We start from the raw sequence: 16,593 nt of genomic DNA, 5'->3' as shown, positions 1-16,593 counted from the left end.
TTTTAAAGAAAATATGCTAAACTAAGAGCTAGAAAAGAGGTGCTCATATGCGTTATCTTGTTGTATTTTTCTGGACCTTCGCATTAGGCCAAGTCGTTGGATATATCGGCGGTGCATTATCTGGTGGTTCATACGACTTTAAAATGACAACGATTCTATCGTTGGCAACAGCCGTTATTATTTTATTAATTGCACACTTTGCAGTACCGAAAGAAACCAAACCTGTTAAATAAGAAAAAACCAGTTACTAAAGTTATTGTAACTGGTTTTTTTATCTTTTCAACTGTTTAGAGCTTTTTATTTAAAACTTTTCGGAAATTAAAGAAGGACAACCCAATGTTTCCTAAAACGAAACAAGCGGTTACCAGAAAAACAGAAGAATAGCCAAAACCATGGGCAACTGTTGACCCTACCATCGGTCCTAAAACTTGACCGAAATTACTACACATCTGATTGTAACTATAAACTCTACTTACGCCCTCCGTTGGCGTTATTTTACTAATTAACGTATTAATTGATGGCATTAAAGCACCTGTTGAAAAACCTAAAAGGAATCGTAAAACACCTAACTGAAAAGGTGTTTGCACAAACGCCATGGGAATGTAACAAATAAAAGAAAGAATTAATCCGCCTAATAAAACTTTTTGGTTCCCAATGCGGTCCCCAATTTTTCCCAAAGTTGGAGAAGAAATAATTGCTGAAACGCCGGCAATCGAAACAATCAAACCACTAACAAATAATACATTCTCTGTATCGCCACTTAAAGATCGAATATATAGCGTTAAGATTGGGCTGATACTTGTAATTCCTAATTGTAAAATTAACGTAGTCACAAACAAACCAATCAATACTGAAACATGATCCATCTTACTAAAAATTTCTTTCGTCGTTAATAAATCCTTTTTCTCAACTGGTTGAAAATCTTCTTTAACTAAAAAGATAGTCAACAACGTTGTAATGAATAAAATAACACCGGTAATAATAAAGACATTTTCCATTCCAAACCACTGTGCCAACGCACCGCCAATCGATGGCGCAATTAACGTCCCAGCAATTGCACCTGTTGATAATGTTCCTAGAGCCCAGCCATTTTTCTCTTTTGGCGCCTGCGACGCAATCATCGCTGTTGCGTTAGGAATATAGCCGGATAAAATCCCGTTCATAAAACGCATAATCAGCAGCCAGTATACATTAGGGACAAACGCTAACGCCCCCATTGTGATCGTCATTCCTGCTGCAGCCCGAATCATCATAATTTTCCGACCTTTTCGATCAGCTAAATTTCCCCAAATCGGTGCAACAATCGCAGCAGCAAACGCCGTGACAGAAATTGCCAATCCAGAAAACAACTCTACTTGACTCTTAGGCGTCCCTAATTGTTCAACATATACTGGAATAAACGGCATAACTAAGCTAATACTCGCCCCTGTAAAAAAGCAACCAATCCATGCGACTAACAAATTCTGCTTCCATTTTATTTTCATACTTTTATCCACCTTATCACCTCTTCACCTACCACTATACTCTAAAAGAGTGAATCTCTCAAAAGAAAATTCTTTTAAAAAAAGTCTGACAGATCGGTCAAAACGACCAATCTGCCAGACTTCTTAACACTTGGGCTTAAGATAAACAGCTGAATAAATGCAACACCTTCAAAGCTAACCGCTGTTATCTTAGCCTCACTTCTGTTTACTATAAAATAGCTAAGATTACAAAGTTTAAGATAAACAACGCATCAATGACCCAAATAATTGGTGAAACTTCTTTGGCTTTTCCTTTGACTACTTTCACCACTGCATAACAGATGAACCCAGCAGCAATCCCATAAGAGATGCTATAACATAATCCCATGAAAATTGAAGCAAAAAATGCTGGAATCGCATCTTCTAAATCCGTCCAATTGATGTCTTTGAAAGAAGCTAACATCATAATTCCCACTAAAATTAACGCTGGAGCCGTAGCTTGTGCTGGTACAATAGCAATAAGTGGTGAAAAAAGACTACTTAGGGCAAATAGAATTGCTACCACTACCGATGTCAAACCTGTTCGACCACCCGCACCGATTCCTGCTGCACTTTCTACATAAGTTGTCGTATTCGATGTACCAAAAATCGCACCGATAGATGTTGCAATAGCATCTGCAAATAGAGCTTTGTCCATTTTAGTGCTGAAGCCCTTACTATCTTCTAAAGCTAATTCATCTTCTTTAGAGAAAATTCCTGTTCGACGTCCCGTACCGATAAATGTTCCAATTGTATCAAACGTATCTGATAAACTGAAGGCAATAATGGTCATTAAGACTTGAGGAATTTTTGAAGAATCACTAAACAATGACTGTAAGCCCTCAGCACCAAAAGCAGCGCCAAAAGTTGTACCTAATTCTTTAAATGAATTGCCCAACGAATTAGCATGCCAATCAACCGAAGCAGTGTCTACCACCCCCATTGGAATTGCGACTAACGTAGTAACCACAATGCCAATTAAAATAGCTCCACGAACATTCGTGACAACTAAAATCGTTGTTAAAACTAACCCAATTACCGCCAAAATAATGGCTGGATTATCAAAATTTCCTAAAGCGGGCACGATACTCGAACCATTCACAACACCATTTTGAGGTTCTGCTTGTACTGTGAAACTTAGTAAGCCAGCATTTTTCAACCCTACATAAGCGACAAAAATTCCAATCCCACCACCAATAGCATGTTGTAAACTCTCTGGAATTGCTTTAATAATCATTTTACGAATTTTTGTCACTGTAATCAAAATGTTAATCAAACCACAAATAAAAACCATTGCTAATGCTTGTTGCCAAGTATACCCCATCCCAAAAACGACCGTAAACGTGAAGAAAGCATTGAGTCCCATCCCCGGTGCTTGAGCGTAAGGTACATTAGCAAACAGCCCCATAATTAATGTACCGATGATTGAAGCAATAATGGTCGCTAAAAAAACAGCCTGAAAAGGCATCCCTGTTTCTGAAAGAATGGACGGATTAACAAATAAAATATAACTCATTGCAAAAAAGGTCGTAACCCCCGCCATTATTTCAGTTGATACCGTTGTCTTGTTTTCCTTTAATTTGAAAAACGTATTCATAATTGCACTTCTCTCCCTTAAAATCCATGTTTTCGAATAATTACTCTTTGATTATAAGAGAATCGCTATCTTTTTACAACAAAATATTAACTATTATATATATTTTTCTATATAACGTTCGTGTTTTGCTGATATAAAAAAAGAAAAAGCTTTACATTGCTTCTTCTTTTCCTAATAATTGGATTAGCCCAAACAACAGCATCTGTAGAAACATCATTAATAAAATAAACATTAATTTTTGAAGGGACCAGTCAAAAAAGATAATTTTCACTGTTTCAATTGGACTCATAAAAAGATAGACACTGTGTAATCGATCAAAACGTCCAACATAAATCGCCAAAGCAGACAAGAAATGAAGGCTGGCTTGAAAGACTACAATTGTTCTATAGCCGCAATAACTTTGCAATTTCTGGCTAACAGTTGTTACTGTTTTCATCCCTAAAAGCCCATATATAACAATCCCGCTAGTTAAGCAAACAAACGCCCACCAATCACCAATTTGGTTTGCAAAAATCGTATTAAAGCCTCGATAAATAGATAGCGTTTCTAAATGAAAAAAATCCGTAAATAGGTACGGCGCATTAGGATAAAAAATTAACCAAGCAAAACCTATCAACCAATCCCTTTTACGTTTTTCTGCGTTTAAAAGATAACTAAGTTCAATTGGAATATAGGCTAACAACACGTTCAACGCCATAAAATGAAAATGCGTAGCAAATAACCACATATAGATACAATAGATTAAGGTGATCACTCGTAAATAATTTCTAGAATTTTTCAAGATGCTCTGCGCTCCTTTTTCAAACGGTTTATTTTAGTGTAGCATACTTCTTAAGCTTTTTTTTAAACCTTATAAATGAACATGCTTCTCCCCTTGATAATCTTCGGTTTTATGCTAGACTGAGTAAAAGGCATTTAGGAGGAATTTTTACTTGAAAAAATTAATTGCTATTGATTTAGACGGCACAACATTAAATGCACAGTCTTTAATCAGTCCAAAAACCGAACAAACACTAAAAAAAGCGATTGACAACGGTCATTACGTCAGTATTGCCACTGGACGTCCCTATAGAATGAGTCATCAATTTTACCAACAACTTGGCCTAACGACCCCTATGGTTAACTTTAACGGCGCTTTAGTCCACATTCCAGAGAAAAAATGGGACTTGGAAAGCGAAGCCAATATTGAGCGTGACCTAGTCTTTGACATTTTGGCACAGAAAAAAGAATTACAATTAGATTTTGTTGCTGCTGAAAACAAAGAAACATTTTATATCGATACGTTAGATGGGTTCGATCCGAAATTTTTTGCTTCCAAAGCAACCTTAGATAATTTACTTACTGCTAAAAATTTACGAACAAATCCTACCTCAATGATGGTTCGGACCACACCAAACCAAGCTGAAAAAGTTGCTGATACATTGACAAAACAATATGGTGATTATATTGATGTCCGCACTTGGGGCGGTCCAATGCCTATTTTAGAAATGGTCGCAAAAGGAATTCAAAAAGCCCATGGCGTTGATCAAGTGGCGAACTTTTTATCTGTCAAACCAGCTGATATCATTGCTTTTGGCGATGAACATAATGACGAAGAAATGCTAAGTTATGCTGGTTGGGGTGTTGCTATGAACAATGCCACGGATAAAATTAAATCCGTAGCCAACGATGTCACTGAAAAAACAAATGATCAAGATGGTTTAGCAGATTACTTAGAAAATTATTTAGATCTATAAAAGGCTAAGATAAAAGTATTTCTTTAAAAAGAACTTGCTTTGGTTTAGCTGATAATCTTAAGATTACGAAAGTAGGGCATAAGTCGAAACGACTTATGCCCTACTTTCGTTTTTTTTATTCCTTCAATGAATTTTGAAACGTGCTGATTTTTTCAGCCAATCTTTGATAAGTAGTAAAAGACGGATGCTGTAGCTCTTGTTCTTCGTTAACGGATAAAGTTTGTTGTGTCGTAATGGCCTTTGTTAGTGCATCTACAAAATGAATAAAAGAATTGTTGGTTTGTTTATTGTATCCTGGTGAATAATATTTCGATTGACGATAAAAAGGCCGCAGGGCTGTTTCTGTGATTTTTTCCTGTTCATCTGAAAAGTATTCATCATAGCTGACATGTTTTATTTTCTGCTCTTCTGTTATCACTTGAAGTCGAGCGATTAGGCCATTGCCTAAATCTTCTGCGTAACCGATATACGTTTCTTTCGATGGCTCTTTTAGCCAAGTGTCCATCTCTGCTGCTAAAGGCATTAAACCTTCACGCGCAGAAGTTGATGAACCGCGTACCGTATAAAAATTACCTGTGACACGATTTTCGTCACGCATTTGTTTTTCTACATAAGTAATACCATTAACAACGGTGACTAACGTATCGTCTGTGCGCGTGTTGCTTGCTTGAAATTCAGGATAATCTGACAGGCGTTTGTTGACACCCGAATAGCGTGTGTCATAATAAGGGTCACTAGCAAACTCTGTAAACTCAACATTCAGAATCCGTTGCGTTTCAGGTTCCGTAATAATCTCTACAATGCCGTAATTTCCGCCAGTAAATACACCTTCATTTTTATAATAGTTACCCGTCATTAATCCCAAAGGCGGTTGATTGGACCAAAACATTTTTTCCTTTTTTTCTTCCGGTGTATATTTTGCTGGTGGGGTTGTCCCAAATGTCGTTTGTGTGGCCCCTGTAACCACTTCGTAAGTGTATTCATGAGAATCAAAAGTCAATTGATTAGCAATCAGTTCGTCATTTTTAGTCGGCGCTTGTTTTTCCACCGCAGAAGTCGTTTGATTGGTGACGGTAACTTGCTTCACTTGCTTTGTCTCTTGCGGACCACTTGTTGTTTGTTTCGTTGGCTCTTGATCTGGCGCACAACCAACCAAAATAAATAATCCGATAAAAACCAACATTCCTTTAATATGTTTCATTCACTTCTCTCCTTTTTATAAACGCTTAATTTCCTCTTATCTCCAGTGTAGCAAACATTTATAAACCAAAACTGACGGAAAAATGAATAAATAATAAACAAAAACGCTAAGTCTCCTGCAGCTTAAGAGACTTAGCGTTTTTTTATTTAATTGCTTGGCGCTTTTGGCGCAACCACTCTTCTTTAATGTGTTCAGATAGGCGAATCATTCGTTTACCAACTTCACTATATTGGTTAGTAGCTAAATTGGCTAAAGAAATTCGAACTGACCATTTGTCACTCCCGAAAGCATCCGCTTTTAAAAGCATTAATTTTTCTTTTTCTGCTAAAGAGGTTAATACTTTTGTGATCGTCCACGATTTCGTTAAATAACTTGAAAATTCTGGGCCATAACGTTTTTCTGTCCAATCTCTAAAGTTAATTTCACAATAATATGCTGTATTTAAACTTGCTAAAGGCTCTTCAATGCCTAAGGTGCGGAACAAGAGCTTTTCACGCGTATGACAAATATCCATCACTTCGTCTTTATATGCTTGACCGTCTTTTAACAAAGCATACAAACTAAATAAAGCCATCATCGCTTGCTGAATAGAAGAAAGTCCCGCTGCATGGTTCAACGCAATATCGCGGCTGTCTGCGACTAAGCGGCTGATAAAGTTAATTTGGCTTGTGTCTGCATTCAATGTAGCATAACGTGCCTGTAATTCAATTTTTCGAGCCACTGGCAATTCTTTTAATAATTGGTCAAAGATGTTCTCTTGGCTGACCGCAATGGTCCCCACACGCCAACCGGTAGCGCCAAAGTATTTAGAATAAGAATAGATACAGGCTGTATTGTAAGGTAACTCCGTAAATAGTGAACGGAAAGCTGGCACAAAGGTTCCGTAAACGTCATCTGTTAAAATCATTAACTTAGGGTTATCCACTGCAACGATTTGTTTGATTTGTTCAATGGTAGGTTTTCCCATAGCATTAGCAGTTGGATTGCTGGGATTTACGACAAAAACCGCTTTGATGGACGGGTCTTTTAGTTTATCAATTTCCTTGTTTGAGTATTGATACGTCGTTTTTCCATCAATGATCATTTGCTCTGCTTTGATTTTAACCACGTCAAAATCATAACGTGGTAGTTCTGGAATTTCTAGATAAGGAGCAAACGTTGGTAATAACAACGCAATACGATCACCTTTTTCTAGTAAATAATTATTTGCCAACGTATCAAACAAGTAACAAATCCCTGCTGTACCACCTTCAACGGCAAAAATATCAAACGGTTGTGCTTCGCTGGAAAATAATTCTTGATTTAAATAGGCTTTAATCGGTTGTTCACACGCCTTCAAGCAACGAACAGGATTCGGATAATTATCCCCAATCACATAGTCTAACATGGCATCTAACCACATTTCCTTATCCATCCCAAAATAGTTATGCTCTGCTGTCCAAATTTCTTGTAAGAAGGTTGCCCCTTTGCTTGGATTTTCTGCTAAAAAGTTTAAGAAGCGTTGCGTTCTACCAAAACTTGGCTGAATCATACCAGCCGTTTGTTCGCTCCCCTCTCTTAACGTTTCTTTTGTAGCAAATTGACCTAATAAAAAAAAGGCTTCCCTTGGTGTTGGCGCCGTCCAATTAGGATTGCCTCGCCCTGCATTTAACAATGTTTCTAAATTATGATTTTCTTCATGTAATTTCTTCTCTAAAAATAGACTTAATTCAAACGGACTAAGATTTTCTGTCAATTCATCACTTGTTATCATTTTATCCTCCTGAAGCACACGCGGTCATTTAGTATTTAGTATGTAGTCTATACTACTCTTCTACCTCCAGATGTCAACCATTTAAGCGGAATATTCTGACAATTAATAAAAAAGAAACAATCCTTTATAAAAAATAAAGGATTGCTTCTTTTTTGATGATTAACCAAAGAACCGTTGCATCTCAATTTTTGCTGATTGAACAGAATCAGAAGCATGGATTAAATTTTTGGTGACAGACAACCCATATTCCGCTCGTAAGGTGCCACTTTCAGCATCTAACGGATTCGTTGCTCCAACTAATTTACGCACTTTTTTAACCACATTGTCCCCTACAACGACCATCACAACCACTGGGCCACTTGTCATATAGGCTAATAATTCAGGGAAAAATAGTTCATCTTTTAAATGCTCATAGTGTTCCTTCACTGTTTCTACTGTTAGTCGTTCGAATTTAAGGTGCAATAAGTCAATACCTTTATCTTCAAAACGTTGAATGATTTTGCCAACTAACTTCCGTTCAACGCCATCTGGCTTAATAATTACTAAACTTGTTTCCTTCATTTTTTCCATCCCTTTCAAAACTTCCTTTTGCCCTTTCCCAAGGGGTAGCTACAGAATAAAATGAAAGCGGATACTTTGTCAATGATAAATTTTCTTTTCCTTTTGATTAAATAAAAAATTAAAGATTATTCACAAGATTTGTGAATTGTTCTTTCAGTTCTGTATTGCTTGTTTCTTTTAAAAACAAATAAGGTTGCTCCTCTACTGGCTGTTCTTTACTCACATAGACTTTGGCTTCACCATTCACTAAAGTAAATAAATAGACATGCTTCTGGGCAACTTGTGTCGCACTGTCAGAGTATACTGCCACCAGACAATAACCCCCTTCGCTGCCTGTTTCTGACCAATTTAACCAAATGGGATTGTTCCCAATAGCTGGTTGTATTTTAGGTTCATAACTCAATAAATCATCAGGCACTTGAATCGTGTAAAAAGCTACAGAGTGACCTGGTTGGTACGCTTGATAGTTCTGATTGCGTTCTTGACCCCAGGTTTCCATGTATTGTCCTAACTGTTTTGCTTTTTGCTGATTCCAAATCGTTCCTTCTTCTGTAACTAATTCAGTTAATTCTTGTGTTTGCGTTGTTTGCTCTAATTCCAACGCCGTGGTTTGACTAACTTCGGTTGCTGAAATCGCTCTTGTTTCTTCAGTATTTACATTGTTTGTTTGTACGGTTTGTACTTTCTGTGATTCCTCTTTCGATTTTTGCCAACCACAGCCGGATAAAACGCTTCCAAAAACTGCTATCATAATAATCCCGTTTAGTTTCATTCCTTAAACTCCTGTTTTTATTTTTATTCTATCGAAATAAACCTAAAATCTCAATCCCTTTCTTTGGATAGTTGAAAACCATTTGGGAACTAGTAATTCTCCACAATTATAGTCCTCTAGTAATTGTTGGTATTGCTGTTCCATAGTCCTGATTTCTTTTTCACCAAAGCTCAGTGCCCAAACTAAAGAATAGAGTCCTGCGTGAAAAGTATAAAGCTTTTGAAACTGCCAAAATAAGGTAGGAACTTTCCCAGCAAAATAACCTTGTAATTGACCATAAGCAAACAATGGCGAAACATTTCTTGAAAAAAATTGTAACTTGTAAAATTCTTCATAAGGATCCCCAAAATCCCATCGATTAAAATCAATCACACCGACCTGCCTAGTTGGCAAGTAAATAAAATTTCCTGCATGGAAATCTCCATGCTGATAAACTACAGGCCGTTGTTGCAATAACGGTAATTGTTTTTCTAAATATGAAATTATTGGCTGCTGGTACGGCATACAAAATTGAGATTCCTTATACTTATTTAGTTGGCTCTGCTTTTTTTCGTATAAATTTCGCGCAATCTCTCTTTGACTAATCCTTTCAGGCAACAAAAGCTTATGGATTTTGTTTAAATAGCGGCCCGCCTCTACGCCTAAGTTCAGTTGTCTTTTAGGAGAAAGAGCGGGTAAAACATCGCTTAAGTCTTCACCTTCTAGATACGTTAATAACATGTATCCTTGTTCACTTTCAGGAATAGGTGCACATAAAAAAGGTTTAGAACTAGGAAATCCTAACGCCGCTACTTTTTTGATAAATTGATATTCTTGTTGTTTAGCTAATAACTCTTCTTGTTGAAAAATTCGCAATAAAAAGGTTTCTTGATTTTTAGTAACTTTAAACTTTAAATCAGTTGACCAACCACGGTGAATAGCTTCAACTTTTTGCCATTGCTGAAACTCTGGAATCTTCTCAAACGCCCTCATTACTTTCGCCTCCATTTTCCTATTGGTTTTAGTATACCAAAGAAAAAAGGCTGGAGACAATTGGGGATAAATTGTCTCCAACCTTCACTGGTTATCGTTTTCTAGTTTTCCTTATATAAATCGTTCCACTCGTTACTAAGAAAGCTCCTCCTAAAATAATCCAGAAAGTACTAGGTACTTCTGCACCTGCTTTTGGTAATACTTTTTTGGGAAGCTGTTCTTGTTTCCCAATCATACTTTTATTAGAAAAAGCATGCGTACTTTCTGTTGATTTGGTTCCCTGATTTGCTGATGAATTCAGCGAATTATCTAAGGATGACTCACTAGTAGTTTTTCCAGCTTTGTCTGGGTTTTGGTTTTGGTTTTGGTCTTTTCCTTCGATTGGTCCTTCACTTGTTTTTGTTTCTTTGTCTTTATCTGGTTCGCCACTTGTATCTAGTTCTTTATCTTTATCTGGTTCGCCACTTGCATCTGGCTCTTTGTCTTTTTCTGGTTCGCCACTTGCATCTGGTTCTTTGTCTTTGTCTGGTTCTTCTACATGTGGTTGATTTATCTTGTGGTTATTTTCAAATAAAGCACCTAATTGTAGCAACGTTCGGTCTTCATTTAATGCACTATTAAATTGAATCCCCAAAGGCAGTCCTTCTTTTGAAACGTAAGTTGGTACACTTAATGCTGGATGTCCAAATAAATTTGCTTGTTGTGTAAACGGTGTATATGTGAACGCCGTCAGCCATTGGTCATAAATCAATTGTTTTTGTTCTGATGGTGACAATTGATCAATTTTTTCCATCTGTGCTGCATGTTCTGGTTTTAGTAACGGATTATCAATACTAGGTGCCGTGGCAGCTGTCGTTGGTGTTAATAAGATAGGATACTGTTGATAAAATTCGTCCATCGCTTGTGCTTGTAAAGCAATATCTGTCCAAGCCGCAGTTGTCTCTTCACTCATTATATTTTTTCCTGTTTGAAAAAGCGCCCATGTTAACAGTTCTACATCATTTCGTTCAAGCGGTCTTTTCAATTTCTGCCGCGCCATAAAATCGGCAATTCCTGCTGAGCCAGCAGCTACAGTATAATAATTTTTCATTAGACGTTCCCCATCAACAGGGTGCTTCACTTCAACCAATGTGTACCCTTGGTCTTTTAAAAAAGCAACAGCTTCAGCGACTGCCTCTTTTGCTTCGGCACTTACAGGCGTTCCGGCAGGGGATTCTGTTGTATAAGCAATGGGTTGCGCTTGACTTAAATGTCCCGCAGGAAGATCTTTTTTAGTTAATAAGGTTTCAAATAATGCATTTGTATCCGCCACGGTTCGACTTAAACCAAAGTGAATAGTTTGACCTTTTGCACTATTAGAATTGCCAATGATTACTCCTCTAGAAGGTTTCAAGCCTACGGTGCCTGTCCAAGAAGCAGGGATGCGGATAGAGCCACCAGCATCACTTCCAGAAGCAATGGGAACAAATGCCGCGGCGACACTAGCACCCGCTCCGCCTGAAGAACCACCTGAATAATGGTTAGGATTCCATGGATTGACGGAAACACCATATAACTTCGAATCTGAAATATTCTTCCAACCTAATTCTGGATAATTCGTTTGACCAATGATTATGAATCCGGCATTTTGTAGTGCTTTGACAAAGGTCGATGTCCCACCAGCTACTTGATCTTGGAGAAAACCAAAACCGTTCGTGTTGCTTTCACCTTTCAAGGATTGTCCTAACCCTTTTAGTAAGAGCGGCACACCTAGAAATGGTTGACCTGTATCTTGTAAAGCTTTTGCTTCTGTCAAAGCCGCTTCTTCTCGTAAAGTAATGACCGCATTTAATGTAGGATTTTCACGTTTAGTGATGGCCAACGCAATTTTTACTAATTCTTCGCTCGTCACCTTTTTTTCTCTTACTAAAGTTGCTAACTCCAGTGCAGTTGCTTTTTTATAATCTGCTTCTGAAAAAGCATTCTCTGCAGAAACAGCTTTTCCATCTGTATCACTATTTTGTATCTCATTTGTGGTTTCAGTGGTTACTGCAACCACATTTCGGCTACTGCTTTCGGCGATTGCCGAAGAGGATTCTTTTTCCTGCATCACCGTTTGGCTAGTAGTTTCAGATTCCAAGTTAGCTACCGTCTGACTGGTTTCTGTTGTTACTGATTCCGTCTCTGTTTGAACGGTTGTTTCTAGTATACTTTCTTGTGCCAACATTGGTACCCCTACCAGTGTTTGGCTAATTAATAAAATAATCCCTAACTTTTTGAACAAAATCGACTTCTTCATAAGTCACATCCTTTATCTATTAATACAGTTAAAAAATCTGTATTACTTATAGCATAAATGAAAGCGATTAAAAAGTAAAGTTCTCTTGAACATTCCCATGTTCAACTTTTAGGCTAGGTTCTTTTTATATGCTAAAATAGAATAGAAACGGAGGTTTTTTAATGGAATGGATTGAAATTAAGCACGCAACACAAAATAATTTGAAGAATATCTCTGTCAATATCCCTAAAAAGCAACTAACTGTTGTTACTGGACTTTCGGGTTCAGGAAAGTCCTCCTTAATATTTGACACATTAGCCGCTGAATCACGTCGTGAACTAAATGATACATTTAGTTCGTTTGTTCAAAATTACTTACCCAAATATGGTCGTCCAGAAGTTGAAAAAATCGAGAATCTTCCTGTTGCAATTGTCATTGACCAGAAAAAAGTAGCAGGTAATTCTCGTTCGACAGTGGGAACGTACACAGATATTTATACGTTTTTACGTTTGCTGTTTTCACGAGCAGGTTCTCCATTTGTTGGTTATTCAGATACTTTTTCGTTTAATCATCCGGATGGAAAATGTCCAACATGCGATGGCTTAGGAAAGATTACCGAAATCAATCTTCATCAGCTAGTTGATTATGACAAATCATTAAACGAAGGGCCTATCGATTTCCCCACATTTACAGTTGGCAACTGGCGGTGGAAGCGTTATGCCCATAGTGGTCTATTTGATTTGGATAAAAAAATCAAGGACTATTCTCCTGAAGAGTTAGCATTATTTTTATATGCTCCACAACAAAAACTAGCTAATCCACCCAAAGAGTGGCCTCATACAGCTTTGTATGAAGGAATCGTCCCGCGCATGCAACGTAGCATATTGCATACAGACGAAGGCAAACGTCATCAAAAATACCTTAATCACTTTGTTACCGTAAAAAGATGTCCTGATTGTTTAGGAAGTAGAGTCAATGAACGTGTTCGTAGCTGCAAAATTAATCAGAAAAGTATTGCTGATGCTGTTGACATGCCACTCACTGAATTACATTCTTTTATTCGTTCAATGGACCTATCCTTAATAAAAACTATTCAAGAAGAGCTACTTGTACGTCTAGAAGCATTAATTAATATCGGTCTCTCCTACCTCACATTAGGACGAGCAACTGAAACACTTTCTGGTGGTGAAGCACAGCGGATTAAAATTGCTAAGTATGTGAACAGCGCCTTAAATGATATTATGTATATTTTAGATGAACCAAGTGCTGGCTTACATCCAAAGGACATCGAACGGATCAGTCGTGCGTTGCTCAATTTAAAAAATAAAGGAAACACCGTGGTTCTCGTGGAACACAATCCACAATTAATTAGAGAAGCTGATTTTATCATCGATATAGGACCTTTCGCAGGCGAAAATGGTGGCCATGTCCAGTTTTCAGGAACGTATGACGCATTTTTAGCCTCCAAAACCTTGACTAGTCAAGCGCTTCAAGAGCCGCTCCCTTTAAACGACCAACCAAGAAAAGCAAGGAAGTCTTTATCAATCGAACATGCGACACTGCATAATTTAAACAATCTATCTGTCGAAGTTCCGTTAGGAGTTTTGACTGTTATTTGTGGGGTCGCCGGTTCAGGTAAATCATCATTAGCGGAAGAAATTTATCAAAAAGCCCAAGCTGATAATCAAGAAATTATTCATCTTTCACAAAAAAGCATTACCGCAAATTTACGATCCACACCAATGACCTATCTCAATATTTTTGATAAGGTCCGCAAACTGTTTGCGGAAGAAAATCATGTTAGTCCAGCTTTATTTAGCTATAATTCCAAAGGCGCCTGTCCTACTTGTAAGGGGAAAGGCATAATTGTCTCCGATATGTCTTTTATGGAGGATGTTACTAGTATTTGCGAAACCTGTCACGGAACGCGTTACAAAGAAGAGGTGCTTCATTATCTGTATAACGGAAAAAATATCGTTGAAGTACTAGCTTTAAGCGTTAAAGATGGCTATGATTTTTTCAAAGACCAGCCTTTTGCTCTTTCATTAAAAAATTTACTGGAAGTTGGCTTAAGCTACCTTAAACTCAATCAATCGCTCTCAACATTATCTGGTGGCGAATTGCAAAGGGTAAAATTAGCAGACACACTTCACCAAAAAAAAGCTATCTATTTAATGGATGAACCTACAGATGGCTTACACTTAATTGATATCCAACAAAGTCTTCAACTTTTCAATCGAATGGTAGAAGAAGGAAACAGCTTGATTTTATTAGAACATCACATTGACGTGATTAAAAGTGCTGACTGGTTGATTGAACTAGGTCCCGAAGGTGGAGAAAAAGGCGGACAGCTTCTTTTTACAGGAACACCAACAAATATGCTAAATTCCACTCATTCTATTACTAAAGGCTATCTGTAAAATAAAAAGTACAAACGGTGCAAGCAATGAGCACCGTTTGTACTTTTTCTATTTCAACCCAACTTCCATCTTCACAGGTTGGTGATCTGTATATTTAAATTGTTCGTCCTTTGTTTTCACGCTATGAACAGCCACATTATCAGAAACAATAAAACCATCAATTACATACACTTGGGATGTTTCATAAGAGCCAGTGTAAGGCTTATTAAGCACCCGCACGGTCGGTTGTTGATCATCATAAGCAAGTGAAAAATGTTTAGGTAAGTCTGCAGGATCAATTTCTCCTGGTGCCCAACCAGCTTCCCCTAGGTCAGGATATCGATGACTGCCTTTGAAAACTTGATTAAAGTCACCTCCAGCAATTACATAGTTTCCTTTAGCGTATTCTTGGGATAATACGTCAGCTAACTTTTTGCTTTGAGCAATCTTCCCTTCCCCATTGTCATAGGCTTCCAAATGTAAGTTAAAAACCACTAATTCTTTGTCTGTGCCTTTAATTGGAAAGCGCGTTTCTAGAAGCGCTCGTTTTAAGTTACTAATGCTAACGGGCCAACGAAAGGGATTGGGTAAAGCAATGCGTTTGGCCTCTGTTATTTTTTCATTTGATAATGTTAATAAACCACTTTCTACTCGTCCAATCGGCGGCCAAGGAATGGGCACATAATCTACCTTAAAATTATAAGCAAATGCGCTGTTCAGCTGTAGCTGTTTTTGTAATTCTTCCTCTTGATTGACTTCATAAGAACGTTGCGAGCGACGATCGACTTCTTGGAATAAGTAAATCATCGCTGGTAATTCTTTTAAGGTTTCTTCAATGCCTGTTAAATTCTGTTGGACCATTGCCTTATTAACTGGTTGGACAGTTTTGCCACCGTCCATAAAAAAATCTTCTGTTTGTCCTAGGCCAGCATAGCCTATGTTATACGTGACTAAAGAAATGGATTGCTTTTTTTCGATGGTTTGCTCTGAAAATTGTTTATTTATAGCAACTGGTTCAACCGCTCGTGGTCGAAACTCTCGGAAGGTTAAATATCCTATCAAAATTAAAGCTATGCTTAGAAGAAGGACCATCAAGCTACCGAGATATTTAAAAAACTTTTTCATTGATTCCGATGTTCCTTTCACATTATGTCAAACCAAAAGTAGCAATTATCTTCGTTGCTACTTCTTCTGGTGTCATGTTTGAATTATTTATTTTCGTTATTTTTACATTTGGAAATGTACTTTCTAGTTCACCTTCGTGGCTTACTAATCGATGTTCTTTGAAGGTATTGAGTAATTCTTTTCGAGAAAAGTCGACATCGCGTTTTGAAGGTTTTGCCTCTAGCCGCTCTGGATGAACATTTCGTTCTAGGCGGATTTCTGTTGAAGAGACGAGTTCGACGAAATAAACGGACTCATGTTTACTAAGAAAAATTTCTGATATTTCTTCTAAAAATTGAAAATCCTGTTCTTGATCAAAAGCAATCACCACTGTAAAAATAATGTTTTTTGTTGTATTTGTGGCTGGATTTTCGACAAAGGCATGAAAAAGTTCCTTTCTAACGGAATCAGACAATTGAAACGCACGTTCCGTATACCCAAGATAGTTTGCAAATAAGTCAATGGTTTGATGATTAAATAGTAATTTAGCATCTAACTGCTTTTCTAAAGCCTTGCCAACGGTCATTTTCCCGACAGCTTGGGCACCAATTAAAACGATTAAAGACATCAACTTCCCCTCCTCTAGCCTAATTTTTAGGTGGCTATCTTCTACTATATCACACTATATTACAACACCTTACAAAACTGTTCGGAAAATTTTCTGTTTTTTATTACAAAA

14 protein-coding genes are annotated in these 16,593 nt (G+C 37.4%); 3 read left to right on the top strand and 11 right to left on the bottom strand.

Annotation, left to right across the window (positions count from 1 at the left end; genetic code table 11):
* The first annotated feature begins 47 nt into the window (after nt 1-47).
* Nucleotides 48-233 carry a YjzD family protein gene (locus IGJ90_RS04315; RefSeq protein ID WP_002355945.1) on the top strand — a complete coding sequence of 62 codons (186 nt, stop codon included), beginning with the start codon at nt 48-50 and terminating at the stop codon, nt 231-233.
* A 54-nt stretch (nt 234-287) separates the two neighbouring features.
* Here the strand turns inward: IGJ90_RS04315 and IGJ90_RS04310 are convergent, their stop codons facing one another.
* The 3 genes from IGJ90_RS04310 to IGJ90_RS04300 all read right to left on the bottom strand — a co-directional run bounded on the left by IGJ90_RS04310 (nt 288) and on the right by IGJ90_RS04300 (nt 3,826).
* Nucleotides 288-1,484 carry a multidrug efflux MFS transporter gene (locus IGJ90_RS04310; protein ID WP_002381323.1) on the bottom strand — a complete coding sequence of 399 codons (1,197 nt, stop codon included), beginning with the start codon at nt 1,482-1,484 and terminating at the stop codon, nt 288-290.
* A 208-nt stretch (nt 1,485-1,692) separates the two neighbouring features.
* A complete protein-coding gene (locus tag IGJ90_RS04305; RefSeq protein ID WP_002366415.1) occupies nt 1,693-3,099 on the bottom strand; it encodes an NCS2 family permease in 1,407 nt (468 codons plus the stop codon).
* Between the two features lie 151 nt (nt 3,100-3,250).
* Nucleotides 3,251-3,826, bottom strand: a complete 576-nt coding sequence (locus IGJ90_RS04300; RefSeq protein WP_002385113.1) for a DUF1361 domain-containing protein — start codon at nt 3,824-3,826, stop codon at nt 3,251-3,253.
* Nucleotides 3,827-4,031: 205 nt separating this feature from the next.
* Here IGJ90_RS04300 and IGJ90_RS04295 point away from each other — a divergent pair, with 205 nt between their 5' ends.
* Complete coding sequence (locus tag IGJ90_RS04295; RefSeq protein ID WP_002355941.1) at nt 4,032-4,835, top strand: Cof-type HAD-IIB family hydrolase; 804 nt, start codon at nt 4,032-4,034, stop codon at nt 4,833-4,835.
* 115 nt (nt 4,836-4,950) lie between these two features.
* On the opposite strand, the gene IGJ90_RS04290 is transcribed toward IGJ90_RS04295, so the two are convergent.
* From IGJ90_RS04290 to IGJ90_RS04265, 6 genes are all read right to left on the bottom strand, one after another.
* Nucleotides 4,951-6,036 carry a hypothetical protein gene (locus IGJ90_RS04290; RefSeq protein WP_025186574.1) on the bottom strand — a complete coding sequence of 362 codons (1,086 nt, stop codon included), beginning with the start codon at nt 6,034-6,036 and terminating at the stop codon, nt 4,951-4,953.
* A 142-nt stretch (nt 6,037-6,178) separates the two neighbouring features.
* Entirely contained in the window at nt 6,179-7,789 is a 1,611-nt protein-coding gene (gene aspD, locus IGJ90_RS04285; RefSeq protein ID WP_002366411.1) for an aspartate 4-decarboxylase, read from the bottom strand.
* 159 nt (nt 7,790-7,948) lie between these two features.
* On the bottom strand, nt 7,949-8,359 hold the full coding sequence (gene ndk, locus IGJ90_RS04280; protein ID WP_438767608.1) for a nucleoside-diphosphate kinase: 411 nt from the start codon (nt 8,357-8,359) through the stop codon (nt 7,949-7,951).
* Between the two features lie 109 nt (nt 8,360-8,468).
* The gene (locus tag IGJ90_RS04275; RefSeq protein ID WP_002373662.1) at nt 8,469-9,122 is read right to left on the bottom strand and encodes a DUF4767 domain-containing protein; all 654 of its coding nucleotides are present in this window, start codon (nt 9,120-9,122) and stop codon (nt 8,469-8,471) included.
* Between the two features lie 42 nt (nt 9,123-9,164).
* Nucleotides 9,165-10,109: an aminoglycoside phosphotransferase family protein gene (locus tag IGJ90_RS04270; protein ID WP_438768307.1), complete on the bottom strand. Its 945-nt coding sequence runs from the start codon at nt 10,107-10,109 to the stop codon at nt 9,165-9,167.
* Nucleotides 10,110-10,185: 76 nt separating this feature from the next.
* On the bottom strand, nt 10,186-12,372 hold the full coding sequence (locus tag IGJ90_RS04265) for an amidase family protein (protein WP_438767606.1): 2,187 nt from the start codon (nt 12,370-12,372) through the stop codon (nt 10,186-10,188).
* 161 nt (nt 12,373-12,533) lie between these two features.
* On the opposite strand from IGJ90_RS04265, the gene IGJ90_RS04260 reads away from it, so the two are divergent.
* Entirely contained in the window at nt 12,534-14,771 is a 2,238-nt protein-coding gene (locus tag IGJ90_RS04260) for an ATP-binding cassette domain-containing protein (RefSeq protein WP_142961149.1), read from the top strand.
* Between the two features lie 48 nt (nt 14,772-14,819).
* Here the strand turns inward: IGJ90_RS04260 and IGJ90_RS04255 are convergent, their stop codons facing one another.
* Both IGJ90_RS04255 and IGJ90_RS04250 read right to left on the bottom strand, forming a co-directional pair.
* Nucleotides 14,820-15,875, bottom strand: coding sequence for an endonuclease/exonuclease/phosphatase family protein (locus IGJ90_RS04255; RefSeq protein ID WP_002402994.1), 1,056 nt, complete (start codon nt 15,873-15,875; stop codon nt 14,820-14,822).
* A 22-nt stretch (nt 15,876-15,897) separates the two neighbouring features.
* A complete protein-coding gene (locus IGJ90_RS04250; protein WP_002364651.1) occupies nt 15,898-16,482 on the bottom strand; it encodes an AAA family ATPase in 585 nt (194 codons plus the stop codon).
* Nucleotides 16,483-16,593 lie beyond the last annotated feature (111 nt).

Source organism: Enterococcus sp. AZ129, assembly GCF_051714505.1.
In the GTDB taxonomy this organism is placed as follows: Bacteria; Bacillota; Bacilli; order Lactobacillales; family Enterococcaceae; genus Enterococcus; species Enterococcus faecalis.
This window is presented reverse-complemented; position numbering and strand designations above follow the sequence as displayed.